Source organism: Halorubrum sp. B53, assembly GCF_059752395.1.
The window spans coordinates 39,506-62,294 of the sequence record NZ_MWTH01000011.1 but is presented as its reverse complement, the minus strand read 5'-3'; the positions used below and the strand labels follow the sequence as shown (position 1 = coordinate 62,294).

Sequence of the window (22,789 nt, the reverse complement as noted above, 5' to 3'; positions counted from 1 at the left end):
CCATGTACGAACGCATTCTGATCCCGACCGACGGTAGCGATGTCGCAGAGTCAGCGGTCGCCCACGCGCTCGACCTCGCCGAGCAGTACGACGCCGAGGTCCACGCGCTGTACGTGGTCGACATCGACTCGGTCCACCTCAGTCTCGGCACCGAACAGGTCGACCGCCTCAAGCAGGGCCGGTTCGGCGAGATGGGCGAGCTGAAAGAGAAGGCCGACGAGGCGACCGGCGCCGTCGCCGAGCGCGGCGCCGAGCGGGACGTCGACGTCGTCGAACACGTCTCCGGCGGCCGCCCGCACAAGGTGATCGCGGACTACGCCGATGACCACGACGTGGACCTCATCGTGATGGGGAGCCACGGCCGCGCCGGCGTCCGGCGCGCGCTCCTCGGGAGCGTCACCGAGCGCACGCTGCGCTCGACGCACGTGCCCGTCCTCGTCGTCGACTACCTCGAGGAGGACTGAGCCGCGGGCCCGGCCCCGGGCTTCGCCTGCCGCCCGGGCGCCGACCCGCATCGCCGCCGAACCGCCTCGCTTCCGGAACACCGACGTACCCCGACCGACACGCTCACCTATGCCAGAGACGGACACGACCGACGACCCGAACGAGAAGAGCCTCGCGGAGCGCGTCCGGTCGCAGGTCAGCGAGAACCGAACCGGGATGCTACAGGACCTCGTGTTCGCGGTCGCGTGGGTGACGCTCGTGTCCCTGCTCTACGACGTCGCGTTCTCGACCGCCCCGCAGTGGGTGTTGTACCTGTTCATGCTCGCCGGCATCCCGGCGTACTTCGGCTTCTTCATCTCGCTGCAGATGGCGAGAGAGCAGCGCTAGACGCGGCTCCCTCTTTTTAATCGTCGACCGTCTCGACGGACGCCTCCGGGCCGTCGCCGCCGTCCTCGTCGACGACGCCCTCGGTCCAGGTCCCGCGCAGGAACCACGCCGCGCCGACGGCGAACGAGACCACGGCGGCCGTCGCGTACCCCCACCACAGTCCCACCGCGCCCCAGTCGAAGCCGACGTACCCGACGTCGACCGCGGGAACGTCGACGGGCCCCACAGAGACCCCGCCGAGCGTGACGCCGACCGCGCCGAACGCGAGCAGGGCGGCCAGCGGGAGCCGGAGGGCCCACCGCGAGAGCAGGGACAGCGCCAGCGCCGCCTTGGTGTGTCCCGCGCCGCGGAACGCCCCCTGTATCACCATGAGGCCGCCGAAGAAGCCCCACGACAGCGCGACGACGCGGAGGAAGACGACCCCCTCGGCGATCGTTTCCGGATCGTCGATGAAGACGCCGATCGCGGCGGCCGGAAACAGCCAGACCGCGCCGCCGGCGACGCCGAGAAGCGCCATGGTCCCGAGGGTGGCGACGCGGGTGACGGCGACGGCGCGGTCGGGCGTGTCGGCGCCGAGGTTCTGGCCGACCCCCGTCGCGGTCGCCTGCCCGACGGCGCCCGCGACCGACCAGGAGACCGACATCAGCCTGACGCCGATCCCGTAGGCCGCGGTCGCGGCCGGGCCGAACCGCGCGACAAGCGCCGCCATGAAGACGGCGGCGAACGACCGGGCCCACCCGTCGAGCGTCGCCGGATAGCCGACGTCGACGAGCTTCCGGAGGATCTCCGGATTCGGCGCGAGGTCGCGGAGGTACAGCTTCACCCCCCAGTCGCCGCGCAGCAGGATCCCGACGCCGGCCGCGGTCGCGAACAGGCGCGCGATCAGCGTCGCGATCGCGGCCCCGCGCGTGCCGAGCGCGGGGACCGGGCCCCACCCGAGGATGAAGACGGGGTCGATGACGATGTTGATCCCGGCGGAGATCCCGACGAGCCACATCGCGGTCGTCGTGTCGCCCGCGCCCTGCAGCGAGGCGCGGAACGCGAAGAAGAGGAACGTGAGCGGGAGGGTGAGGAGGATCACCTCGATGTACGCGAGCGCCTCGACGAACACCGCGTCGCGCGCGCCGATCCAGTAGAGCAGCCGGTGGCGCGCCGCGAAGCCGAGGACCGCGAGGGCGACGGAGACCGCGATCGCGAGCAGCACCGTCTGCCCCACGACCTCGTCGGCGCGACGGTCGTTGCCGGCGCCGACGTGCTGGGAGACCAAGGCGATCGTCGCGGCGGTGAGCCCCACCGCGGTCGAGACGAACATCCACGAGAGCGGGAACATGAGCGAGACGGCGGCGACGGCCTCGGTGCTCACTCGCCCGACCCAGAACATGTCCGCGAGGTTGTAGAGGGTCTGGAGGAGGTTCCCGAGCACCAGCGGCCACGCGAGGTCGAACAGCTTCGGGGAGATCGCCCCCGTCGTCATATCGACCCGGGCGTCGTCGTTTCCCACGGCGAGTTCTGTTCGAACGCACGACTGCTCGCGACCTAACGTTTCGGGAACCGGTCCGGCTCCCGTTGGCCCTCGGTCCGACCGGCACCGGTTCGACTCGGAAAAACGGAATCAGCGTCTATTCGGGCCGGAAACGACCGAACTGCGGAGAATCGGGGCGCACGCAACACTTATCACCCAGTCGGGAGTCTATCAGGGTGCGATGGCGACAGGCAAGGTCGACTTCTTCAACGACACCGGCGGCTACGGATTCATCGAGAGTGACGACGCTGACGAGGACGTGTTCTTCCACATGGAAGACGTCGGCGGCCCGGACCTCGAGGAAGGCCAAGAGGTAGAGTTCGAGATCGAGGAGGCGGAGAAGGGTCCGCGCGCGAAGAACCTCACTCGGCTGTAGCTCGGCCGTACCCGCGACCGGCGACGACGGACAGCTCTCGAAACACGTTCCGCGTATATCACGCCCGCGAGCGACGGCGCCGGTGTTTTGGTCGACGGACGAGAATCGCTCGGGTATGGAGACCGACGATCCCGACGACCCCGTCGACCTCGACGCGTTCGTCGCCGAGAACCTCGACCGCTACGCCGAGACGCAGGGCGTGCTCCCGGAGCGGCTCGGCGAGTTCGGCGAGCGGTACCGCTCCCAGGGGCACCTGACGCGCGAGCAGCTCTACGAGATCGCCTACGAGTCGTCGACGCGGAGCGCCTATCACGTCCGGAAGAACCCCGAGCGGCGCTGCCGGGAGGTGACCCGGAACGCGCGCGTCGTCGACGGCGACTTCTCGACGATTCACCTGATCACCGGACTCGCGGGCTTCAAGACGCCGACGGCGTCGTGCGTTGTCGCGGCGCTCGACGGGGACAGCCACGCCGTCGTCGACACCCGCGTCTGGGCGTCGCTGGAGCGGTTGGGCTACCTCGACGGCCGGAAGGAGTCGTTCGACGCCGACGACTACGTGACGATGATCGAGCCGATCCGCGAAATCGCGGCCGAGACCGGCCGCCGCGAGGTCGACGTCGGCTACGCGCTGTTCGCCCACGACGCCCACGTGCGGGAGGGGACGCTCCATTAGCCGCGGCGGGCCCTATTTAAATAGGGAACTCGACGCCCGTCGCCTCCTCGGAGTACTCCCAGAGGCGCCGGGCGTCCGCGCGGTCGTAGGAGGCGTCGTTCGACCGCCCCACGGTCGGCGTTCCCCGCATGTTCATGAGCCCGCCCGGCTCGACGTAGGCGCCGCCGTCGACGTCGGCGGTCGCGGCGTACAGCATCGGTAGGGCGCCCGTCGCGGCGTCCTGCCCGAGCACCGCGTTCGCGGCCTTCATCCCGGCTTTTAAAAGCGGGCTGCCGCTCTCCTCCGCGGTGCGATGCTGGAGGTTCGTGGCCGCGTAACCCGGGTGGCAGGCGACGCTCCGGAGGCCGGGGTCGCCGCGCTCTGGGTCGTCTCCCGCCGCGGCGTCGTTGATCCGCCGCTGGAGCTCGTAGGCGAATAACAGGTTCGCGAGCTTGCTCCGGCCGTACGCCTTCCACTTCCCGTACGAGCGCTCCCAGTTGAGGTCCGAGAAGTCCATCTGGCCCTGCTCGTGGGCGCCCGAGGACTGCGTGACGACGCGCGCGTCTCCGTTGATCCCCTCGGCGTTATTTAAAAGCGGGAACAGCCGGCCCGTCAGCGCGAAGTGGCCGAGGTGGTTGACGCCGAACTGCGTCTCGAAGCCGTCCTCGGTCTCGCTCCGCGGGATCGCCATCACGCCGGCGTTGTTACAGCAGACGTCGACCGCGTCGTAGTCGTCGCCGAGCCCCTCGGCGAAGGCCGCCACCGAGTCGAGCGACGCGAGGTCGCACTCGCGCACGTCGAGGTCGAGATCGCCGCGGTCGACCGCGCTCTCCCGCCGGATCTCGTCGGCCGCGCGCTCGCCGCGCTCGACGCTCCGGCACGCCATCACGACGGTGGCGCCCTTCTCGGCGAACGCGCGGGTCCCCTCGTAGCCGAGGCCGCTGTTCGCCCCCGTGACGACGACGGTCTTCCCGTCCAGTCGCGGCATCTCGTCTTCCGTCCAGCCTGACATGGGAGACGGAAGGGCCCTCACGCGGAGAAAGGTGTCGGCGGGCGAACCGGTGACGGATAAATAAAGCCCGAAAGGAGGCGGGTTCTCACGATCAGACCTGCTCGAACCCCCCGAGCACCACGGCGATCGCGTCCTTCGACGGAAGGTCGCGGACCCCGTACTCGGTCGGATGCTGTTGATCGTGCGGGTATTCGTCGGGCTTCGGGACCTCGTACGTCTCGTTCCCGCCGAAGTCTCGGAGGAACTCGCACGTGATCATCGGTTCAACGAACGCCAGCCGCGGGTCCTGCTCGTCTTCGCCGACGCCGATGAACCCCTGGATGAGTGTGTTATCGAAGGCCTCCGGGTCACCAACGTCGCCCGGCCCGTCGGGGAGCTCGGGCGCGTCCGCGGGAGCCGTGTGTTCGCCCATGTCAGTGATGTATCGCTGGTCGGCGACCCAGGGCGGCGACCGTGCGTACCCCTCGGGAAGCTGGTCGTAATCGAAGTTCGTCTCCGTCACCTTCCCATCGAAATCCGGTGCTTGACTTTCGGACAAGTACTCACCGTTCCCGGTGTCGTACGGCGGCAGTCGCGGCCCCTCGACCGCATCGACCGTCGCCGGGTCGAGCATGTGGAAGTGGACGTCGAAGTGCGGCTTGAGCCACGCGCCCGCCCCACCGAAGTGGCCGCCGGGGTTCCAGTTGAGTCCCAGGAACGTGAACGGCGTCTCTGCGGCGGCCGGGAACGGGACGAAGAACTGCAGCGACTGCTTGAAGTGGACCTCCGTCGCCTGTCCGCCGGCGCCGTATTTGTCGTCCTCGTCGCGGTTGTCGGCCGCCGCGAGGCCTTCGACGCTCGGTAACCCCTCCAGCGCCGCGCGGTCGAACTTCACGCCGTGGTACTTCGTCTCGCCCGACGGCGTCTCCGTCGTGAACGTCCTGACCGATCCGTTACCGAGATCGACGCTCCGCCCGTACTCCGTGATCCCCTTGGGTGGGAACCCGCCCGCTGACGGCCCGTCGGAGCCGTTCCCCCGACCTCGTCCCGGGTCACCCGCGACGGCCGACGACCCCCAGACGACGGCGGCGCCAGTCGCGGCCACGCCCCGGAGAACCCCGCGTCGGTTCGCGTTCTGCGGTCGGTCCGCGTCCCGCGCTCGATTCGCCTCTCCCTTGGCGTCGTCGTTTCTCATGGATCTGCTCCCTCTCGACACGGTTGTGCATATGGCACACGTCACCGTGTCACACTATTCAATAAAGTTAAATTACTTCAACGTATCGGAGCGCGACCGCGTCGCGGAAGCGTCGCTGCCGTCGGCCCGCGTCGACGTGCGTAACCGACCCACACACCCGGACGAAACGACGTCTGACGCGGAGATCCACTTTCACCGCGCCGGCGGTGCGTTTTTAGGTGCCTCGGTGGAAGGAGAGGATACCGAATGACGTCCTTCCAGTCGACGATCGGCGACGAGGAGGGGATCGCGGAGGAGCTGGCCGAGGGCCAGCGCGAGATCTCCATCGCCGAGTTCTTCGAGAAGAACAAGCACATGCTCGGGTTCGACTCGGGCGCCCGCGGGCTCGTCACCGCCGTCAAGGAGGCGGTCGACAACGCGCTCGACGCGACCGAGGAGGCCGGCGTCCTCCCCGACATCTACATCGAGATCGAGGAGGTGGGCGACTACTACCGGGTCGTCATCGAGGACAACGGCCCGGGCATCACGAAAGAACAGCTCCCGAAGGTGTTCGGAAAGCTCCTGTACGGTAGCCGCTTCCACGCCCGCGAACAGAGCCGCGGGCAGCAGGGGATCGGCATCTCAGCGGCCGTGCTGTACTCTCAGTTGACGTCTGGGCAGCCCGCGAAGATCACCTCGCGTCCCAAGGGGCAGTCGCGGGCGCAGTACTTCGAGCTCATCATCGACACCGACACCAACGAGCCGGAGATCAAGGCGGACGAGGAGGCGACGTGGGACCGCCCCCACGGCACGCGCATCGAGCTGGAGATGGAGGCGAACATGCGCGCCCGCGGGCAGCTCCACGACTACGTGAAACACACCGCGGTCGTCAACCCCCACGCCCGGATCGAGCTGCGCGAGCCGGGGCTCGACGAGCCGATGAAGTTCGAGCGCGCGACCGACGAGCTGCCGGCGGAGACGAAGGAGATCCGCCCGCACCCGCACGGGGTCGAGCTCGGCGCGCTGATCAAGATGCTGGAGGCGACCGAGTCGTACTCCGTCTCCGGGTTCCTCCAGGAGGAGTTCACCCGGGTCGGGAAGAAGACCGCCGACAGCGTCATCGACAACTTCCGGGACGTCCACTACGGCCGCGAGCTCTCGTGGACGCCGCCGCGCGCGCACGACGACCGCGACGTCGCGGCCGCGGTCGGCGAGGCGGTCGCCAACAAGGGGAAGGCGGCGACCGCCGACTTCGCCGAGGGCGTCGCCGAGACGGTCGCGAGCAACGACCGGCTCTCCCGGGCCGAGCTCGCGACGATCGTCGGCAACGTCGCCGAGACAGTCGAGACCGACACCGGCAAGACGTTCGGCGGGACCGTCCGCGAGAACGCGGTCGACGCGGCGTGGCGGGCGATCACCGGAGTCGACGCCGACGGCGAGCCGGCCGGAAGTGCCACCGGAGCCGCGGACGGCGACGATGAGGACGGCGACGCAGGAGACGCCGAATCCCCGCTCGTCGCCGACGCGTACGCCCTCGTGGACGAGGCGACCTCGACGCGGAAGGACGACGCCGCGGTGCAGGCGATGGCCGACGCCCTAACGCGCCGGTTCCTCAACCTCGACGGCGGCGCCTTCCGGATCACGCGCGACGACTTGGAGCGGCTCGTCGCCGACGCGGCCAACTTCGTCGCCGAGCAGCACGACGCGACGTTCGGCGAGACCGCCCGCGAGAACGTCGTCGAGGCGTTCTGGTCGCGGGCGCGCACCGTGCCCGACGACCCGCCGAAGGTCCGGGACATCGCCGGCGACCGCGACACGTCGGCCGACCTGCTCGCCGCGATGCGGACCACGGACATCCTCGCGCCGCCGACCGACTGCCTCGCGCCGATCACGGCCGAGCTCGTCGAGGCGGGGCTCCGGAAGGAGTACGACGCCGACTTCTACGCGGCGGCGACCCGCGACGCCGAGGTCCACGGCGGCGACCCGTTCATCGTCGAGGCCGGCATCGCCTACGGCGGGTCGATTCCGGCCGAGGGGTCGGTGGAGCTGCTCCGGTTCGCGAACCGCGTCCCGCTCGTCTACCAGCGCGGCGCCTGCGCGACGACGGACGTGATCAAGTCGATTGGGTGGCGCAACTACGGGCTCGACCAGCCCGGCGGCTCGGGCCTGCCGAACGGGCCGGCCGTCATCAGCATCCACGTCGCCTCCACGAACGTCCCGTTCACCAGCGAGTCGAAGGACGCGCTCGCGAACGTCCCCGCGATCGAAGACGAGATCGAGCTCGCGGTGCGGGAGGCCGCCCGCGAGCTGAAGTCGTACCTCAACAAGCGGCGCTCGATGCAGCAGCGCCGCGAGAAGCAGGACGTGCTCGGCAAGATCCTCCCGGAGATGGCCGACAAGGTCTCGGAGGTCACGGGCCGCCCGCGCCCCGACATCGACGGGGCCTTGGCGCGCATCATGAACAACGTCAGCGTCGAGCGCGAGGTGTCGGACGGCACCGTGACGCTGGTCGTCGAGAACCACTCGGACGTCAACGAGCAGCTGGAGATCACCGACATCGTCTCGACCGAGCCGACGGACCCCTCGGAGGGGACGGTCGTCGACATGGACGGCGAGTGGTTCGTCCAGTGGAAGCCCGAGGTGCCCTCGGGCGACGAGCGGGAACTGACGTACGCGGTCGACGACGACGCCGAGTTCGAGGTCAGCGTCGGCGGCGTCGAGACGGAGAAACTCACGGTGAACGCGTAAATGACGACAGACACAGACGCACGAGACGAGCTGATCGACCTGGCCGCCGACTTCTACGACCAGTTCGCGGGCGGGAAGATCCCGGAGCTGGAGCTCCCGACGCGGACGAAGAGCAACATCGAGTACGACACGGAGAGCGGCGTGTGGACGTACGGCGACCGCACGTCGACCCGCAGCGCCAACTCGGTGCGCGGCGCCCGCAAGCTGCTGAAGGCGGCGTACACGATCGAGTTCCTCGCGAACCAGCTCGACGAGGGGCGCTCCTCGACGCTGCGGGAGCTGTACTACCTCTCCGAGTCGTGGGACAACGACGAGGCCCAGTTCAAGTCGCAGGACGAGTCCAACGACCTCGTGGAGGACTTGGAGATCGTGACGGGGGTCACCCGCGAGGACTTCCACATGCGCCCGGAGGAGTCGGGCGCGACGCTGATGGGCCCGCTGGAGATCCGCGAGCAGACCCGCCGCGGCGAGCGCGAGATCCACTGTCAGGAGGACGTCGGCGAGGGGGGGTACCAGATCCCGAACAACCCGGACATGATCGAGTTCCTCGACGACGACATCGACTTCGCGCTCGCGGTCGAGACCGGCGGGATGCGCGACCGACTCGTCGAGAACGGGTTCGACGAGGCGTACGACTGCCTCGTCATTCACTTAAAAGGCCAGCCGGCGCGGGCGACCCGCCGGATCACGAAGCGCGTCCACGACGAGCTGGACGTCCCCATCGCCGTCTTCGCCGACGGCGACCCGTGGTCCTACCGGATCTACGGCTCCGTGGCGTACGGCTCGATCAAGTCGGCGCACCTCTCGAAGTACCTCGCGACGCCGGAGGCGCAGTTCGTCGGGATCCAGCCCGAGGACATCGTCGAGTACGACCTGCCGGCCGACCCGCTCTCCGACTCGGACGTGAACGCCCTCGAGTCGGAGCTGGATGACCCGCGCTTCCAGACGGACTACTGGGAAGAGCAGATCGAGCTCCAGCTCGACATCGGGAAGAAGTCCGAACAGCAGTCGCTCGCGAGCCGCGGGCTCGACTTCGTCACCGACACGTACCTCCCCGAGCGGCTCGGGGAGATGGGGGTGATCTAACGGCGAGCGTAGCATGCCCTACGATCGGCTGCGGCGGCGTCTCGGTGAGTCCGGGTCCCCGACGGTGGCGACGCTCCCCGACGGAAGCGTCGACCACTTCTGTACGGTCGTCGAAGACGGCGCCGAGTCGCTCGAGACCCGTGACGCGTTCGCCCGCGAGATTCTGGGAGATCGGTCGTCGTTCTCGTTTACCGTCGAGACGACTGAACCCGGTGGTCAAGCGGTCAACACGGCGAAACAGCTGCACGCGCTCGGCGGATCGGTCACCTGTTACGGCCATCTCGACGCGCCGGTATTCGAATCGCTGCCCTTCGCCACCGTGTCGATGGGGTCACCTGCGCTCGTGTACGTGCTCGGCTTCAGCGATCGAGACGTGATGTTCGTCGAGAGCTCCGAGGTCGCGGAGTGGACCCTCGCGGAGCTACGCCGAGTCGGTGACCTCTCGGACGCGTTCGGGGGAGACGCCGTCTGCTGTAGCAACTGGGGGTCCGTGGGAGGGCTCGAGAGCGCGTTTCACGAGCTGAGCGACACGGACGTGCCGCGAGTTCCGTTCGTGTTCGATCCGGGCGATATCGTCGGGTCCCCTCCCGACGAGATCGGTGCGTTGCTCGACGCGGTCGCCGCTCTCCAAAACACGTTCGACGTGGTGTACTCCGCCAACCGACAAGAAGTTCGGACGACGGCCGCACCTCTCTCCAGACCGTTCGACGACGACCTCGCGCGGCTCGCCGCGATCCGAGAGGAGACGGGTATCACGGCCGCGGTGATGCACGCGAGAGACGAGGCCGCCGCCGTTACGTGCGACGAGCGGCTGCGGGTCGACAACTACCGCGTCGAGCGGCCGGTGCGGCACACCGGTGGCGGCGATCGGTTCACTGGCGGGCTCGGCCACGCGCTGGCGTGCGGGTGGGACTGGGACCTCGCGTTGGCGTGTGGAAACGCCTGTGCGGTCTACTACGTCGAATCCGGCGGTACTGGCGGTGGACGGGATATCGCCGAATTCCTCGACGAACGGCCCCCCGTCGAGTCCTGAGCGACCGTCGCTCCCGCTACCGTCCGACCGTCTCGCGACCGCTTACCGATCGTCGTACTCGATCGCGGCGACCTCGCGGCGCTCGCCGTCCGCGTCGTCGTTCGCGTATTTATAAACGACGCCGTCTTCCTCGTCCGCGGTCGCGTTGTGCGAGCCGTCACAGAGCGGCTTCGAGTCCGAGAGGCCGCACTGACAGACGTAGATCAGGTCGTCGTCGCCCATGTCCGACTCGTCGAGCACCGCGGGCCCTCGCTCCTCGTGGGTGACTTCGCGTGCCATACACGTCGATCGGTGCCCGTCCGAATACGGCTTACGCCCGACTCTGAGTCAGCCGGGCCTGCCCGGGTGACACGGTCACTGCCTGACGCCGTTCCCGCCGCAACCCCCTTGAGCGTGGGTCCCCTACTCGCTGTATGAGCGAGACCGGCGAGCGAGACGCGGTCGACCCCGAGGCACTGAGCGACGAGGAGTGGCGGGAGCGCCTCTCCGAGGAGGAGTACCGCGTGCTCCGCGAGAGCGGCACGGAGGCGAAGTTCTCCGGCGAGTACGTCGATCACCACCCCGACGACGGGGAGTACCGCTGCCGGGCCTGTGGGACCGTCCTCTTCGACGCCGAGACGAAGTATGAGTCCGGCTGCGGCTGGCCCGCCTTCTACGCCGCCGAGGAGGAGAACGTGACGACGACGGTCGACACGAGCCACGGGATGCGCCGCACCGAGGTCAGGTGTGCGAACTGCGACTCGCACCTCGGCCACGTGTTCGACGACGGCCCCGAGCCGACGGGCAAGCGGTTCTGCATCAACTCGGTCGCGATGGAATACGACGAGGAGTAGGGACGTCGGCCACGAGCAGCCGGCTCACATCCCCTCGTCGAGCAGCTCGCGGGCGATGATGTTCTTCTGGATCTCGGTGGTGCCCTCGTAGATCTGGGTGATCTTCGCGTCGCGGTAGAGCCGCTCGACGTCGTGATCGTTGACGAAGCCGGCGCCGCCGTGGACCTGCACCGCCTCGTCGGCGACGTCGACGGCGACCCGCGAGGCGAACTCCTTGGCCATCGAGGCGAGCGCCGTGAGGTCCCCCGACTCGTTGTCGACGGCCCACGCGGAGCGGTAGGTGAGCCAGCGGGCGGCCTCGGTGTTCGTGTGCATCTCCGCGAGCTTGTGTTTGATCGCCTGGAAGTCGCTGATCGGGCGGTCGAACTGCTCGCGCTCCTCCGCGTATTCCAGCGCGCGCTCGGCCGCGCCGCGGGCGATCCCGACGCCCTGCGCGGCGACCGCGGTGCGGGTCTCGTCGAAGAACTGCATGAGCTGGAGGAATCCCATCCCGCGCTGGCCGATGAGGTTCTCCTCCGGGACCCTGACGTCGTCGAACCGCAGCTCGGCGGTGTCGCTCGCGCGGATGCCGAGCTTCCCGGTGATCTTGTCGCGGGTGAGCCCGTCGCGGTCGCCCTCCACGAGGATCTGCGAGTAGCCGGAGTAGCGGTCGTCGATCTCGGGGTCGGTCTCGCAGACGACCACGAAGTAGTCGGCGACGGTGCCGTTCGTGATCCACATCTTCGAGCCGTTGATCACCCACTCGTCGCCGTCCTTTTCAGCACGCGTCGCGACCGATGTCACGTCCGAGCCCGCCTGCGGCTCCGAGATGGCCGAGCCCATCACGGCGTCGCCGGCGGTCACCTCCGGGAGGATCCGTTCCTTCTGCTCGTCGGTGCCGAACTCCATCAGCGCCTCGGCGCCGAACCCGGCGCTGGAGACGCAGAGGCCGATCCCGGGGTCGGCGGCGAACAGCTCCTCGGTCAGGATCGCGTTCTCCACCGACGAGTACCCGACGCCGCCGTATTCCACCGGGACGTGCGGAGCCAACAGCCCCATCTCCGCGGCCTTGTCCATAATCTCGTGCGGGTACTTCTCGTCGACGTCGTACTCGGTCGCGACCGGTCGGATCTCCTCGTCGGCGAACTTCCGTACCTCCTCGCGAAGCTGTCGTTGTTCGTCGGTCAGCTGAAACTCCATACCTCGAGTATCAGGGTAAACCGTGATAATCGTTGGCGAACGCCGAACAATTCGCAAGTAGTTTTTCGTTTACACCTCGGTCCGCCGACGTCGACCCGCGACCGCGACGCGTCGAGCGTCGCCTCAGCGGTTCTCGACGAACGTCGCGATCCGGTCGGTCGCCTCTTTCAGCTCTCGCATCGAAGTCGCGTACGAGACGCGGAGGTGGCCCTCGCCGCCCGCGCCGAAGACGGAGCCGGGGACGACCGCGACGCCCTGCGCCTCCAGCAGGTCCTCGGCGAACGCCTCGTCGTCGCCGCCGCAGTCGGGGAACGCGTAGAACGCGCCGCCGGGCTCGAACGTGTCGAGCCCCATCTCGTTGAACCGGGAGACGACGAGCCGCCGGCGGCGGTTGTACTCGTCGACCATCTCCGCGACTTCGTCGTCGCAGCGGTCGAGCGCCTCGATGGCGGCGTACTGCGGCGTCGTCGGCGCCGACAGCATCGTGTACTGGTGGATCCGGTTCATCGCGTCGATCGCGTCGGTCGGGCCTAGCGCGTACCCCAGCCGGAGCCCGGTCATGGCGTACGCCTTCGAGAAGCCGTTGACGACGACGGTGCGCTCGCGCATCCCCGGCTGCGTGGCGATGGAGGCGTGATCGGCGCCGTAGGTGAGCGCGGAGTAGATCTCGTCGGCGACCACCCGGAGGTCGTTCTCGCGGCAGAAGGCCGCGACCTCGGCGAGCTCCTCGTCGGTCATCGTCGCGCCAGTCGGGTTGTTCGGGTAGCAGAGGACGAGGAGGTCGGCGTCGGCGGCGCCCGACGCCTCCAGGGCCTCCCGCGTGAGCGCGAAGTCGTCCGCGGCGCGGGTCGGCACCGTGAGCTGTTCGCCGCCGGCCAGCTCGATCCCCGGCCCGTACGAGATGTACGTCGGCTCGTGGACGGCGACCGTGTCGCCGGGGTCGACCAGCGCGCGGAAGGCCAGATCGACCGCCTCGCTCGCACCGGTCGTGACGAGCACCTCCTCTTCCGGGTCGTACGACTGGTCGTAGCGCTCGTGGTGGGCGGCGATCCGTTCGCGGAGCGCCGCCATCCCGCGGTTCGACGTGTAGGAGGTCTTCCCGCGCTCGAGCGAGTCGATCGCGGCGGTGCGGGCCGCCCACGGGGCCGAGAAGTCGGGCTCGCCGACGCCCAGCGAGATCACGTCGTCGCGCGCCTCCGCGAGTTCGAAGAACTTCCGGATCCCCGACTCCGGGAGGTCGCTGGCGCGGTCCGAGAGCCTCATGGCGACACGGAGAGGCGGTCGTCGTCGTCGCCGTCCTCGAACCGAATCCCGCCGTCCTTGTAGGTCTCCATGATGTAGTGGGTCACCGTCTGGGTGACCTCCGGCATGGGCGCGACCTGCTCGGAGATGAACCGCGAGACGTCCTGCATCGTCTCGCCGAGCACCTCGACGGCGAAGTCGTAGTCCCCGGAGACGAGGTGGAGGGCGTCGACCGCGGGGAACTTCGCGATCCGGTCGGCGACCTGCTCGTAGCCGGTCTCGCGGTCGAGCTCGACGTTGATCTCGACGACCGCCCGGATCTTCCCCTCGTCGACGCGGTCCCAGTCGACGACCGCCTGGTAGCCGTGGACCACGTTGTCCGCCTCCAGCGCGTCGATCGCGTCCGCTACCGCCTCCGCGTCGAGGCCCGTCTGGGCCGCGATGTCGTCGATGTCCTCGCGGGCGTTCCGCGCCAACACGTCGAGTACCTCGCGCTCGGCGTCCATACCCTCCGATCGCACGGGGGCGGTTTATTAGTAGCGACGTGCGCAAGACGGGCGAGCGCGCCGGAGGGCGGACCGCGCTCCTCCGGCGACGATCCTTCCGCCATCCCCACGACTTTGGGCGCGGCCCGCGACTGGCCGACCATGACTTCAGACACTACCGACCGGAGCGACACGTTCGACATCGGCGGCGAGCTGACCGTTAACCGCCTCGGCTTCGGCGCGATGCGGATCACCGGCGAGGACATCATCGGCCGACCCGACGACGAGGACGAGGCCGAGGCTGTGCTCCAGCGCGCCGTCGAGCTCGGCGTCGACTTCGTCGACACCGCCGACTCCTACGGGCCGGGCGTCTCGGAGCGGCTGATCGGCGAAGCGCTCGGCGACCCCGACGACGTGGTCGTCGCCTCGAAGGCCGGACTGCTCCGCAACCGCGAGGGCGACTGGCTCCCCCACGGCGACCCGGACTTCCTGAAAAACCAGGTGCTGTGTAGCCTTGACCGGCTCGGCACCGACACCGTCGACCTCTATCAGTATCATCGTCCTGACCCCGACACCGACTTCGAGGCGTCCGTCCACGCGTTCGCGGAGATGAAAGACGCCGGCCAGATCGCCCACGTCGGGCTCTCGAACGTCACCGTCGAACAGCTGGAGACCGCGACGGAGATCGTCGACGTCGCCACCGTCCAGAACCGGTACAACGTCGGCCATCGCGACGACGAGGACGTCTTGCGGGCCTGCGAGCGCAACGGCGTCGGCTTCATCCCGTGGGGGCCGATGTACACGGTCGACGAGGAGGGCGTCGCGGAGGCGCTCGGCGAGGTGGCCGGCCGTCGCGACGCGACGCCGCGGCAGGTCGCGCTCGCGTGGCTCTTAGAGCACTCCGACGTGACGCTCCCGATCCCGGGCACGTCGAGCGTCGAGCACCTCGAATCGAACGTCGCCGCCGCGGAGCTGTCGCTGACGGACGAGGACGTGCGCGCGTTGAACGACGTCGACCCGCAGGCGTAGCGGCGGATCGTTTAAAAAAGGTCGCTCGGTCCGCTACTCGTCGAACGGGTTCACGAGTTCGACCGTCTCCTCGCGGTCGGGACCGACGCCGACCGCGTAGACGGGCGTGTCGATCTCGTCGGCGACGAGCTCCAGGTACTCGCGCGCCGGCTCGGGGAGCGCGTCGTAGCCGCCCTCGGCGACCGCGGCCGAGTCGAACTCCTCCCAGGTGTCGAGCGACTCGTACACCGGTTCGCACCGCTCCCATCGGTCGGTCGTGGTGGGGACGGTGTCGATCTCTTCGCCATCGAGCTCGTAGCCGGTACACACCTTCAGCTCGTCGAGCCCGGCGAGCACGTCGACGTGGTTGACCGCGACGCCCGTGAAGCCGGAGACGCGCGCGGCGTGGCGGAGCATCGGGAGGTCGAGCCACCCGATCCGGCGCGGGCGACCCGTCACGGTACCGAACTCGCCGCCCTTCTCGCGGATGTCGTCGGCGAGCGCCTCCTCGTCGGCGTCGCCGTCGAGCTCGGTCGGCATCGGCCCCTCGCCGACCCGCGAGAGGTACGCCTTCACGATGCCGACGACCTCGCCGTCGCCGACGGTCGTGACGCCCACTCCGGAACCGACCGCCGCGCCGCCGGCGGTCGGATTCGAGGACGTGACGAACGGGTAGTTCCCGTGGTCGACGTCGATGTGGGTCCCCTGTGCGCCCTCGAACAGAATCCGGTCGCCCGCCTCGCGGCGGCGGTAGAGGTAGTCGCTGCAGTTGACGGTCATCCCCTCGTCGGCGAGGCGCTCGCCGATCGCGGCGAACTCCTCGTGGAGCGCGTCGACGTCGAACGCCTCGGCGCGGTCGTCATCGAGGTCGAGCCCGTACACGTCCTCGACGAGCGCGCGCTTCTGCGGGACGGCGTACTCCAGCTTCTCGCGGAGCACGTCGGGGTCGAGCAGGTCGGCGATCCGAACCCCTCGCCGCCCGGCCTTGTCCTCGTACGTCGGGCCGATGCCGCGGCCGGTCGTGCCGACCTCGTCGCCGGCGTCGTCGTCCGCCTTGATTTCCTCTTCGATCCCGTCCAGCACGCGGTGGTACGGCATGATGACATGCGCGCGCCGGGCGACCCGCACGTCGGGGTCGAGCCCGCGATCGCGCAGGTCGTCGATCTCGGTGAACAGCGTGCGCGGGTTGACGACGCAGCCGTTGCCCAAGACGCCGACCGTGCCCCGGACGGCGCCGCTCGGTACCAGCGAGAGCTTGTACTCCGCGCCCCCCTCGACGACGGTGTGGCCGGCGTTGTCGCCGCCCTGATAACGGACTACGACGTCCGCGTCCCCTCCCCACCGGTCGACGAGCGCGCCCTTGCCCTCGTCACCCAGCTGGGAGCCGACGATGGTGAGTGTCATACGGCCCGGAGGTTCCGGCCGGGGGGTAAAACCGATTACGGTCCGTCGTCGGTCTTACCCCACAGACGTGCATCACATCGTGGCGCGGCCGAGTGAGATGTGCCCGTTCGTGCGGTCGCTCTCCGCCCGCGCGTGGTCGCCGTCACCGGTCTCAGTCGGGCGGTCCGGGCGGGTCGCGAAGGCCGTCGTCGTCGAAGCGATCGAACACGTTAACTACTCCCACGTCAAAGCGCCGGATCGAGCGACCCCGCCCCCGTCGCCGACAGCAACTTTTAAACCGGGGCATGACGAGTTAACATGTGCCATGATAGATCGACTAGAGAAGGAGGTAGACATGCTGGAACGCCACCTCCAGGTTCTGCGAATGGTCATCGAAAACGAACCGATCGGCATCGTGAAGATGTCGAACGAGACCGGCTACCCCCACCACAAGGTCCGCTACTCGCTGCGCGTGCTCGAGGAGGAGAACCTCATCGAGCCGTCCAGCCAGGGCGCGATCACCACCGAGCGGACCCACGAGTTCGTCGACGAACTCGACGAGAAGCTCGACGAGACTGTCGAGAAGCTCGGCTCCATGCGGATCGACGACGCCGCCGAACTCGAGAACTGAACGCCCTCGTTCGTACGCCTCGCCCGCCGGGAGTCCGCGTTTTGACCGCGGTCGGACGCAGCCGGGAGCGTCCCGTGTCCGGTCGGTATCGCCTCGCGTTGCGAAAGGAATCATCCGTTGCCGCTCGCTGACTGATCCTCGTCAAACGTCCCGTCTCGCGGATCCGCTCTACAGGTCGGGGACGGTCATGTGGAACCCGCCGTCACGGGCCTCGACCAGACAGAGGTGGTACCCCTGCTTGCGCGAGAGCTTCACGAAGCTCGCGCGCTTGGACCGGCTGAACAGCCCGCCGCCGACGGCGTCGCTCGCGGTCTCTAACGCGCCCGGCTCGAAGAAGCTCTCCGTCACCGCGAACGCCCCCGCGAACGAGTCGTTCGACTCGGCGATGTCGCGGCCGTTGCTCACGAGGGACTCCAGCGTCCCCTCGGCGGTCGGGTCCCGGCTGTCGTTGAGGTCGGCGACGAACAGCGGGTTCCCCATCCGGTCGCGCAAGACGAGGTCGAACGCGCGCTGCTCGCGCGTCTCCTCGCCGTTCTCGCGGATCACGATCGACACCGAGCCGCCGATCTCCGCGCGGTCGACTTCGGGGATCGCGTCGTAGAGGTCGCGGAGGACGCTCTGATTGCCGGTCCCGCTCACCTCGAACGGCAGGTCCTCGACGAGCCAGCGCGTGAACCCGTACTCGATCGTGTCCCGCAGGAACTCCTCGAACGGTCGGCCGTCGACCGAGAGCCCGTCCGTCTCGAAGCTCGTGTGGTGCTCGATCCGGAGGTTCTCGCGGAGCATGTCGCGGTCCACGGTGCCGTCGTGGGCGTCCTCCAGCGTCGCCCCGCCCTTGGAGTCGTACCTGACGAAGAGGTTCGTCCCGCTCCGGGCCTCCGCGGGCGAGAGCGAGCGGTCGCTCTCGGGAAGCCGCTCCCGGGCCGCGGCGAGCTCGTTGCGGAGCCGATCCCGCTCCTCGCGGAGCGTCGAGACCTCCGACTCGAGGCGGTCGACCTCCGTCGCCAGCTCGTCGCGCTCGCCCTCGATGTCGTCGCGCTCCGCGGCGACCTCGTCCAACTCAGCCGCCAGCGACTCGCGCTCTCGCTCCGACTCCTCCAGCGCGCTCTCCAGCTGCCGAAGGCGTTCCCGACGCGTTCCCTCGTCGCGCGACTCGCCGGCCCCCCGAGAGCGCTGCGACACGGCCGACCGGTTCGCGCCGGCCTCGGCGGTCGAGCGCGGATCCGGAGACGGCTCGTTCGCTGACTGCGCGGCCGTTCCGGCCTCGTTCCGCCCCGCGGCGCCGTTCGAGTCGCGCGACCCTCCGGAGCCGCCCCCGGTCGCGTTTCCGGCGCCGTTGCGGCCGCCCGGCGGGTCGCTCGCCTCGGACGGGTCGAGCGCCGGGATCGATTTCTGCTCGCGCCACTGCTCCTCCTCGGAGAACACGTCGTCGCTCGGGTGCGCTCCGTCGGTCGCGTCTCCGGATCGGTCCGAGTCGGTTCCGGCCGCGGTCGCGTCCTTGCCGCCGGGCGCGATTTCGGAGGCTCCCTCGCCGGGATCACTCGCCGGTTCGTCCGCCCGGGCGCCGGCTTCGGTCGACGCTTCGCTCTCGTTTCCTTGTCGGCCCGCGGCACCGCGGTCGCCCGCCCCGCCGATGTCGACGGGCGACTGGTCGTCGTCGCGGTCGGTCTCGGCCCGGGAGCCGGGGCCATCACGGCTCTCGGCGGTCGCGTCGCTTCCGGCGGTCGCGTCGCTTCCGGCTCTTTCGGGGGTCGCGTCGTCGCCGGCGGCGTCCGGGGCCGCGTCGACGGCGGTCGGCCCGCCAGACGCGACGTCGTCGGGCTCCGGACCGTCCTCGGGTTCCGGACTGCGTTTCGGACCTGGGTCGCTCGGTTCCGTCCGGTCCGCCGTCGCCCCGTCCGCCGATCCCTCGTCCGGTTCCGGCTCGTCCGGCTCCGAATCGCTCGTGGCGGTCGCCCCGGACGCGGCCGCTCCCGCGTCGCCGTCCGACGGGATCTCGCGGACGTCCAAGTCGACCTCGTAGACGGTGTAGATGCCGACCTCGTCGTCGGCGAGCGAGAACGCCTTCTCGCCGGTCTCCAGCCGTCTGGAGTTGCCGACGTACGCGGCGGCCATCGACTCGCCGGCGGTGTACGTGACGTAGTAGTCGCCGGAGAGCACGTTCTCCGAGAGCTCGACGTAGCCGGTGAACCCGCCCTGCGAGAGCTTGCGGTCCGCCTCCGAGAGCGGGGTGTCGTTCGTGTAGTACTGCGCCCGCGGCTCGCCGCCCTGCTCCTGCATGGCGAACAGCACCGGGAGGACCGCCTCGGGGGCCTCGTACAGCGTGCCGGAGGCATCCGCGAACTCGTCCAGGTCGCCGTCGGCCGTCCCGACGACGCGGCCCTCGAACACGAACAGCCACGCCGCACCGTCGGTCACCGCGCCGGAGAACCCGCGGTCGACGAGGCGCCCGAGCCCGGCGAATCCGCCCGAGAACTCGCGGGCGTCCCACCCGGTGATCTCCGATCGTCGCTGTGCGTCCATCTTGGTTTATGTGGCCTGCAACGACCCAAATACCTTCCGGACCGTGAGACGCTCGTCTGACAGCGATCGGGCGGGATTCTGCCGACCGAGATCGGGTCTCTGTCCGGCGGTTTTCCCGCTCGACCCTCGAGACCCCGTCCGGCTACGCGTCCCCGACGGTCGCGATCGCCTCGCGGCCGAGCTCGATCACGTCCTGTTGCAGGTCGCTCGCGGCCAGCTCGGTCGGGTCGTACCAGCGCCACGCGTCCGGGTCGACCTCGCCGTCGCCGTTCGGCGCTATCTCGCGGGAGCCGACGCGAGCGAAGTAGAGATGGTCGACGTGTTGGTGGCCCACCGATCCGTCCTCGTGGACGTTGATGTCGTGAAGCATGAGGTGCGCCGGCTCCGGGAGCCCGCGGGTGTTCGGTCCCGCGATCGACGACTCGGTCGCGACCAGCTCGGCCTCCAGCCCGGTCTCCTCGCGGACCTCGCGGAGCGCCGCCTCGTGGGGAAGCTCGTCGCGGTCGACGTGGCCGCCCGGCGGGAGGCGGATCCCGAGCCGGTCGTGGGCGTGGAGCGCGGTCGCGCCGTCGTTGACGACGTACGTCGTCGCGGTGAAGTGACGGGTGGTCTCCATACGCGTTGCTCGGCCCGCGAGGGCTTGTGCGTTCGGAAAACGGAAGTCGAAACCGAGCGTCCGGTCGCTCCGGTCTCGGAGAGAAACGGCGGAGCGCCGGCGTCAAAAGTGCGGTGCGTCGACGACGAAAAGGCGGAGCGTCGACGTGGTCGGGCGGGCGCGCCGATCAGCTCAGCGCGACGCCGTCCTCGGCCTCCAACAGCTCGTGGTAGCGGTTCCGGATGGTGACCTCGCTGATGTTCGCGACGTCGCTGACCTCGCTCTGCGTCACCTTCTCGTTGACCAGCAGGGAGGCCGCGTAGACGGCGGCGGCCGCGAGGCCGACCGGCGACTTGCCGGAGTGGATCCCCTGCGACTTCGCGGTGTCGAGCAGCGACCGGGCGCGGCGCTCGGCCTCGTCCGAGAGGCCGAGGTCGGAGGCGAACCGCGGGACGTAGCTCTCGGGGTCCGCGGGCTGGATCTCCAGCTTGAGCTCGCGGACGACGTAGCGGTACGTCCGGGCGATCTCGTCCTTCTCGACGCGGGAGACGGCCGCGATCTCGTCGAGGCTGCGCGGCGTGCCGGCCTGCCGGGCGGCCGCGTACAGCGAGGCCGTCGAGACGCCCTCGATGGAGCGGCCGGGGAGCAGGTCCTCGTCGAGCGCGCGGCGGTAGATGACCGAGGCGGTCTCGCGGACGTTGTCCGGGAGGCCGAGCGCCGAGGCCATGCGGTCGATCTCGCCGAGCGCCTGCTTCAGGTTCCGCTCCTTGGAGTCGCGGGTGCGGAACCGCTCGTTCCAGGTGCGGAGCCGCTGCATCTTCTGGCGCTGGCGGCTGGAGAGGGACTTGCCGTAGGCGTCCTTGTCCTGCCAGCCGATGTTCGTCGAGAGCCCCTTGTCGTGCATCATGTTCGTCGTCGGGGCGCCGACGCGGGACTTGCTGTCCTTCTCCTTGGAGTCGAACGCGCGCCACTCCGGCCCGCGGTCAATCTCGTCCTCCTCGACGACGAGCCCGCAGTCGACACACACCGTTTCGCCGTGCTCCGTGTCGGTGGCGAGCTGGCCGCCGCACTCGGGACAACGCAGTTCCTCGTCGGCCGACTCGCTCTCCTGCTCGTCGTCGACATGCTCCGCCGTGTACGTTCGAACGTTTTCGCTCATTGGTTGGTTCAAATGGAGGGAACGAGGGGACCGAGAGACGCGTCTCGGTTGGTTTCCTCACTATCAGGTAAGGGCTGAACACATTTAAATCCTTGTGCCGATATCGGATCTGAAAAGTACGTCGAGAGGTCGTCTCGAACCGTCTGATGGCGATAGTTGCCGGTTTTCTCACGAACGAAATTCGCGTCCGGTCGCGGTCGACCGTCGGCCGACCGCCACTATATAGATATTTCGTGATAAACTCGGTGGGTTCGGGACGGAAACGGTTCCGCGAGGGCAACCGATTTGGGTATCGGCCGACCACGAACGGTATGAACCGGACTCGCCTCGACGAGACGCTCGCCGCCCTCGATTCCGACGGCTACCTGCTCGACGCGTCGCAGGATGACGCGAACCAGCTGTACCTCTCCGGGTTCACCGGCCCGGACCCGTTCCTGACGCTGTACGCCGACGGCGAGGTCCACGCGCTCGTCTCCGGGCTGGAGTACGGGCGGGCGCAGGCGGAGGCCGACGCCGACACCGTCGAGCGCCACGCCGACTACGACTACGAGTACGGCGGCCGGGAGGAGCGGTACGACATGTACGCCGCGTTCGTCCGCGACAAGGGGGTCGAGTCGATGTCGATGCCGCCTCGCGGCCCGGTCGGGACCGCCGACGCGATGCGCGAGCGCGGGATCGACGTCGTGGTCGACGGCGACGACCTCCTCCGGGAGGTCCGCGCCGTGAAGACCGACGAGGAGGTCGACGCGATCCGCGAGGCACAGCGGGCGAACGGGGCCGCGATGCGCGCCGCAGAGGAGCTGCTGGCGAGCGCGGACGTGGCGGGCGAGGACGCGCCCGCCGACGGCGAGGCCGACGCTGAGCCGGGCGTCCTGCTCGTCGACGGCAAGCCGCTCACCAGCGAGCGCGTCGCCGAGGAGATCGAGGTGACGCTGCTCCGGCACGGCTGCGCGCTCGACGAGACGATCGTCGCCGGCGGCGCGCAGGCGGCCGACCCCCACGACCGCGGCTCCGGCCCGCTCCGGGCGAACGAGGCGATCATCGTCGACATTTTCCCCCGGTCGAAGGCGACGAAGTACAACGCCGACATGACCCGGACGTTCTGCGTCGGGGAGCCGCCGGCCGCGCTCCGGGAGTGGTACGACCTCACCGAGCGCGCGCTCGACGCCGCGCTCGACGCGGTCGAGCCGGGCGCGACCGGCGAGGAGGTCCACGCCGCGGCCTGCGAGGTGTACGAGGACGCCGGCGAGCCGACGTTCCGCACCGACCCCGAGACGGAGACGGGGTTCATCCACTCGACCGGCCACGGGATCGGCCTCGACGTCCACGAGTCCCCCC

General features: G+C 69.2%; 23 protein-coding genes. 12 read left to right on the top strand and 11 right to left on the bottom strand.

Features of this window, described 5'->3' with window-relative positions:
* Positions 1-2 precede the first annotated feature (2 nt).
* Together B4V06_RS08720 and B4V06_RS08715 are read left to right on the top strand one after the other, a co-directional pair.
* Positions 3-464, top strand: a complete 462-nt coding sequence (locus B4V06_RS08720; protein ID WP_123112089.1) for a universal stress protein — start codon at positions 3-5, stop codon at positions 462-464.
* A 109-nt stretch (positions 465-573) separates the two neighbouring features.
* On the top strand, positions 574-831 hold the full coding sequence (locus B4V06_RS08715; RefSeq protein ID WP_498169194.1) for a DUF8119 family protein: 258 nt from the start codon (positions 574-576) through the stop codon (positions 829-831).
* 16 nt (positions 832-847) lie between these two features.
* Here B4V06_RS08715 and B4V06_RS08710 read toward each other — a convergent pair whose 3' ends face one another.
* Positions 848-2,305 (bottom strand): MATE family efflux transporter, encoded by a 1,458-nt coding sequence (locus B4V06_RS08710; RefSeq protein ID WP_123114812.1) that lies wholly within the window; start codon positions 2,303-2,305, stop codon positions 848-850.
* Between the two features lie 229 nt (positions 2,306-2,534).
* Here B4V06_RS08710 and B4V06_RS08705 point away from each other — a divergent pair, with 229 nt between their 5' ends.
* Together B4V06_RS08705 and B4V06_RS08700 are read left to right on the top strand one after the other, a co-directional pair.
* Complete coding sequence (locus B4V06_RS08705; protein ID WP_123112091.1) at positions 2,535-2,729, top strand: cold-shock protein; 195 nt, start codon at positions 2,535-2,537, stop codon at positions 2,727-2,729.
* A gap of 115 nt (positions 2,730-2,844) precedes the next feature.
* On the top strand, positions 2,845-3,402 hold the full coding sequence (locus B4V06_RS08700) for a hypothetical protein (RefSeq protein ID WP_498169189.1): 558 nt from the start codon (positions 2,845-2,847) through the stop codon (positions 3,400-3,402).
* Between the two features lie 16 nt (positions 3,403-3,418).
* Here B4V06_RS08700 and B4V06_RS08695 read toward each other — a convergent pair whose 3' ends face one another.
* Both B4V06_RS08695 and B4V06_RS08690 read right to left on the bottom strand, forming a co-directional pair.
* Positions 3,419-4,393 (bottom strand): oxidoreductase, encoded by a 975-nt coding sequence (locus B4V06_RS08695; protein ID WP_498169186.1) that lies wholly within the window; start codon positions 4,391-4,393, stop codon positions 3,419-3,421.
* A gap of 91 nt (positions 4,394-4,484) precedes the next feature.
* Positions 4,485-5,567 (bottom strand): hypothetical protein, encoded by a 1,083-nt coding sequence (locus tag B4V06_RS08690; RefSeq protein ID WP_498169183.1) that lies wholly within the window; start codon positions 5,565-5,567, stop codon positions 4,485-4,487.
* Here B4V06_RS08690 and B4V06_RS08685 point away from each other — a divergent pair.
* The 4 genes from B4V06_RS08685 to B4V06_RS08670 are packed head-to-tail and all read left to right on the top strand — an operon-like array spanning position 5,566 to position 10,413.
* Positions 5,566-5,817, top strand: coding sequence for a hypothetical protein (locus tag B4V06_RS08685; RefSeq protein WP_498169180.1), 252 nt, complete (start codon positions 5,566-5,568; stop codon positions 5,815-5,817). The genes B4V06_RS08690 and B4V06_RS08685 overlap by 2 nt on opposite strands.
* Positions 5,814-8,294, top strand: coding sequence for a DNA topoisomerase VI subunit B (locus B4V06_RS08680; RefSeq protein ID WP_498169178.1), 2,481 nt, complete (start codon positions 5,814-5,816; stop codon positions 8,292-8,294). The genes B4V06_RS08685 and B4V06_RS08680 overlap by 4 nt, the downstream gene beginning before the upstream one ends.
* Positions 8,295-9,380 (top strand): DNA topoisomerase IV subunit A, encoded by a 1,086-nt coding sequence (locus B4V06_RS08675; protein ID WP_498169175.1) that lies wholly within the window; start codon positions 8,295-8,297, stop codon positions 9,378-9,380.
* Between the two features lie 13 nt (positions 9,381-9,393).
* Positions 9,394-10,413 carry a PfkB family carbohydrate kinase gene (locus B4V06_RS08670; RefSeq protein ID WP_498169173.1) on the top strand — a complete coding sequence of 340 codons (1,020 nt, stop codon included), beginning with the start codon at positions 9,394-9,396 and terminating at the stop codon, positions 10,411-10,413.
* A gap of 42 nt (positions 10,414-10,455) precedes the next feature.
* Here the strand turns inward: B4V06_RS08670 and B4V06_RS08665 are convergent, their stop codons facing one another.
* Complete coding sequence (locus B4V06_RS08665) at positions 10,456-10,692, bottom strand: CDGSH iron-sulfur domain-containing protein (RefSeq protein ID WP_498169170.1); 237 nt, start codon at positions 10,690-10,692, stop codon at positions 10,456-10,458.
* Positions 10,693-10,826: 134 nt separating this feature from the next.
* On the opposite strand from B4V06_RS08665, the gene msrB reads away from it, so the two are divergent.
* Positions 10,827-11,246, top strand: coding sequence for a peptide-methionine (R)-S-oxide reductase MsrB (msrB, locus tag B4V06_RS08660; RefSeq protein WP_498169167.1), 420 nt, complete (start codon positions 10,827-10,829; stop codon positions 11,244-11,246).
* Between the two features lie 24 nt (positions 11,247-11,270).
* Here the strand turns inward: msrB and B4V06_RS08655 are convergent, their stop codons facing one another.
* The 3 genes from B4V06_RS08655 to B4V06_RS08645 all read right to left on the bottom strand — a co-directional run bounded on the left by B4V06_RS08655 (position 11,271) and on the right by B4V06_RS08645 (position 14,173).
* A complete protein-coding gene (locus B4V06_RS08655; RefSeq protein ID WP_123112100.1) occupies positions 11,271-12,425 on the bottom strand; it encodes an acyl-CoA dehydrogenase family protein in 1,155 nt (384 codons plus the stop codon).
* 123 nt (positions 12,426-12,548) lie between these two features.
* On the bottom strand, positions 12,549-13,688 hold the full coding sequence (locus B4V06_RS08650; RefSeq protein ID WP_498169163.1) for a pyridoxal phosphate-dependent aminotransferase: 1,140 nt from the start codon (positions 13,686-13,688) through the stop codon (positions 12,549-12,551).
* Complete coding sequence (locus tag B4V06_RS08645) at positions 13,685-14,173, bottom strand: Lrp/AsnC family transcriptional regulator (RefSeq protein ID WP_123112102.1); 489 nt, start codon at positions 14,171-14,173, stop codon at positions 13,685-13,687. The genes B4V06_RS08650 and B4V06_RS08645 overlap by 4 nt, the downstream gene beginning before the upstream one ends.
* A 141-nt stretch (positions 14,174-14,314) precedes the next feature.
* Here B4V06_RS08645 and B4V06_RS08640 point away from each other — a divergent pair, with 141 nt between their 5' ends.
* Entirely contained in the window at positions 14,315-15,181 is an 867-nt protein-coding gene (locus B4V06_RS08640; protein ID WP_498169161.1) for an aldo/keto reductase, read from the top strand.
* A 33-nt stretch (positions 15,182-15,214) separates the two neighbouring features.
* Here B4V06_RS08640 and B4V06_RS08635 read toward each other — a convergent pair whose 3' ends face one another.
* Complete coding sequence (locus B4V06_RS08635) at positions 15,215-16,564, bottom strand: adenylosuccinate synthase (protein WP_123112104.1); 1,350 nt, start codon at positions 16,562-16,564, stop codon at positions 15,215-15,217.
* 304 nt (positions 16,565-16,868) lie between these two features.
* On the opposite strand from B4V06_RS08635, the gene B4V06_RS08630 reads away from it, so the two are divergent.
* Complete coding sequence (locus B4V06_RS08630; protein ID WP_004595838.1) at positions 16,869-17,174, top strand: hypothetical protein; 306 nt, start codon at positions 16,869-16,871, stop codon at positions 17,172-17,174.
* A gap of 168 nt (positions 17,175-17,342) precedes the next feature.
* Here B4V06_RS08630 and B4V06_RS08625 read toward each other — a convergent pair whose 3' ends face one another.
* From B4V06_RS08625 to B4V06_RS08615, 3 genes are all read right to left on the bottom strand, one after another.
* Complete coding sequence (locus tag B4V06_RS08625; protein ID WP_498169156.1) at positions 17,343-19,697, bottom strand: DUF7527 domain-containing protein; 2,355 nt, start codon at positions 19,695-19,697, stop codon at positions 17,343-17,345.
* 142 nt (positions 19,698-19,839) lie between these two features.
* The gene (locus tag B4V06_RS08620; RefSeq protein ID WP_498169153.1) at positions 19,840-20,313 is read right to left on the bottom strand and encodes an NUDIX hydrolase; all 474 of its coding nucleotides are present in this window, start codon (positions 20,311-20,313) and stop codon (positions 19,840-19,842) included.
* 166 nt (positions 20,314-20,479) lie between these two features.
* Positions 20,480-21,451 (bottom strand): transcription initiation factor IIB, encoded by a 972-nt coding sequence (locus tag B4V06_RS08615; protein ID WP_498169150.1) that lies wholly within the window; start codon positions 21,449-21,451, stop codon positions 20,480-20,482.
* 311 nt (positions 21,452-21,762) lie between these two features.
* On the opposite strand from B4V06_RS08615, the gene B4V06_RS08610 reads away from it, so the two are divergent.
* The coding region (locus B4V06_RS08610; protein WP_498169147.1) for a M24 family metallopeptidase at positions 21,763-22,789 on the top strand (1,027 nt) is incomplete at its 3' end.

What these genes read in the sequence shown, in the direction of transcription:
- B4V06_RS08655 (WP_123112100.1), bottom strand. Translation starts at nt 12,425, where the DNA reads ATGGAGTTTCAGCTGACCGACGAACAACGACAGCTTCGCGAGGAGGTA.
- B4V06_RS08690 (WP_498169183.1), bottom strand. Translation starts at nt 5,567, where the DNA reads ATGAGAAACGACGACGCCAAGGGAGAGGCGAATCGAGCGCGGGACGCG.
- B4V06_RS08640 (WP_498169161.1), top strand. Translation starts at nt 14,315, where the DNA reads ATGACTTCAGACACTACCGACCGGAGCGACACGTTCGACATCGGCGGC.
- B4V06_RS08695 (WP_498169186.1), bottom strand. Translation starts at nt 4,393, where the DNA reads ATGTCAGGCTGGACGGAAGACGAGATGCCGCGACTGGACGGGAAGACC.
- B4V06_RS08650 (WP_498169163.1), bottom strand. Translation starts at nt 13,688, where the DNA reads ATGAGGCTCTCGGACCGCGCCAGCGACCTCCCGGAGTCGGGGATCCGG.
- B4V06_RS08665 (WP_498169170.1), bottom strand. Translation starts at nt 10,692, where the DNA reads ATGGCACGCGAAGTCACCCACGAGGAGCGAGGGCCCGCGGTGCTCGAC.
- msrB (WP_498169167.1), top strand. Translation starts at nt 10,827, where the DNA reads ATGAGCGAGACCGGCGAGCGAGACGCGGTCGACCCCGAGGCACTGAGC.
- B4V06_RS08635 (WP_123112104.1), bottom strand. Translation starts at nt 16,564, where the DNA reads ATGACACTCACCATCGTCGGCTCCCAGCTGGGTGACGAGGGCAAGGGC.
- B4V06_RS08700 (WP_498169189.1), top strand. Translation starts at nt 2,845, where the DNA reads ATGGAGACCGACGATCCCGACGACCCCGTCGACCTCGACGCGTTCGTC.
- B4V06_RS08675 (WP_498169175.1), top strand. Translation starts at nt 8,295, where the DNA reads ATGACGACAGACACAGACGCACGAGACGAGCTGATCGACCTGGCCGCC.
- B4V06_RS08620 (WP_498169153.1), bottom strand. Translation starts at nt 20,313, where the DNA reads ATGGAGACCACCCGTCACTTCACCGCGACGACGTACGTCGTCAACGAC.
- B4V06_RS08615 (WP_498169150.1), bottom strand. Translation starts at nt 21,451, where the DNA reads ATGAGCGAAAACGTTCGAACGTACACGGCGGAGCATGTCGACGACGAG.
- B4V06_RS08715 (WP_498169194.1), top strand. Translation starts at nt 574, where the DNA reads ATGCCAGAGACGGACACGACCGACGACCCGAACGAGAAGAGCCTCGCG.
- B4V06_RS08625 (WP_498169156.1), bottom strand. Translation starts at nt 19,697, where the DNA reads ATGGACGCACAGCGACGATCGGAGATCACCGGGTGGGACGCCCGCGAG.
- B4V06_RS08685 (WP_498169180.1), top strand. Translation starts at nt 5,566, where the DNA reads ATGGATCTGCTCCCTCTCGACACGGTTGTGCATATGGCACACGTCACC.
- B4V06_RS08710 (WP_123114812.1), bottom strand. Translation starts at nt 2,305, where the DNA reads ATGACGACGGGGGCGATCTCCCCGAAGCTGTTCGACCTCGCGTGGCCG.
- B4V06_RS08680 (WP_498169178.1), top strand. Translation starts at nt 5,814, where the DNA reads ATGACGTCCTTCCAGTCGACGATCGGCGACGAGGAGGGGATCGCGGAG.
- B4V06_RS08670 (WP_498169173.1), top strand. Translation starts at nt 9,394, where the DNA reads ATGCCCTACGATCGGCTGCGGCGGCGTCTCGGTGAGTCCGGGTCCCCG.
- B4V06_RS08630 (WP_004595838.1), top strand. Translation starts at nt 16,869, where the DNA reads ATGATAGATCGACTAGAGAAGGAGGTAGACATGCTGGAACGCCACCTC.
- B4V06_RS08705 (WP_123112091.1), top strand. Translation starts at nt 2,535, where the DNA reads ATGGCGACAGGCAAGGTCGACTTCTTCAACGACACCGGCGGCTACGGA.
- B4V06_RS08720 (WP_123112089.1), top strand. Translation starts at nt 3, where the DNA reads ATGTACGAACGCATTCTGATCCCGACCGACGGTAGCGATGTCGCAGAG.
- B4V06_RS08645 (WP_123112102.1), bottom strand. Translation starts at nt 14,173, where the DNA reads ATGGACGCCGAGCGCGAGGTACTCGACGTGTTGGCGCGGAACGCCCGC.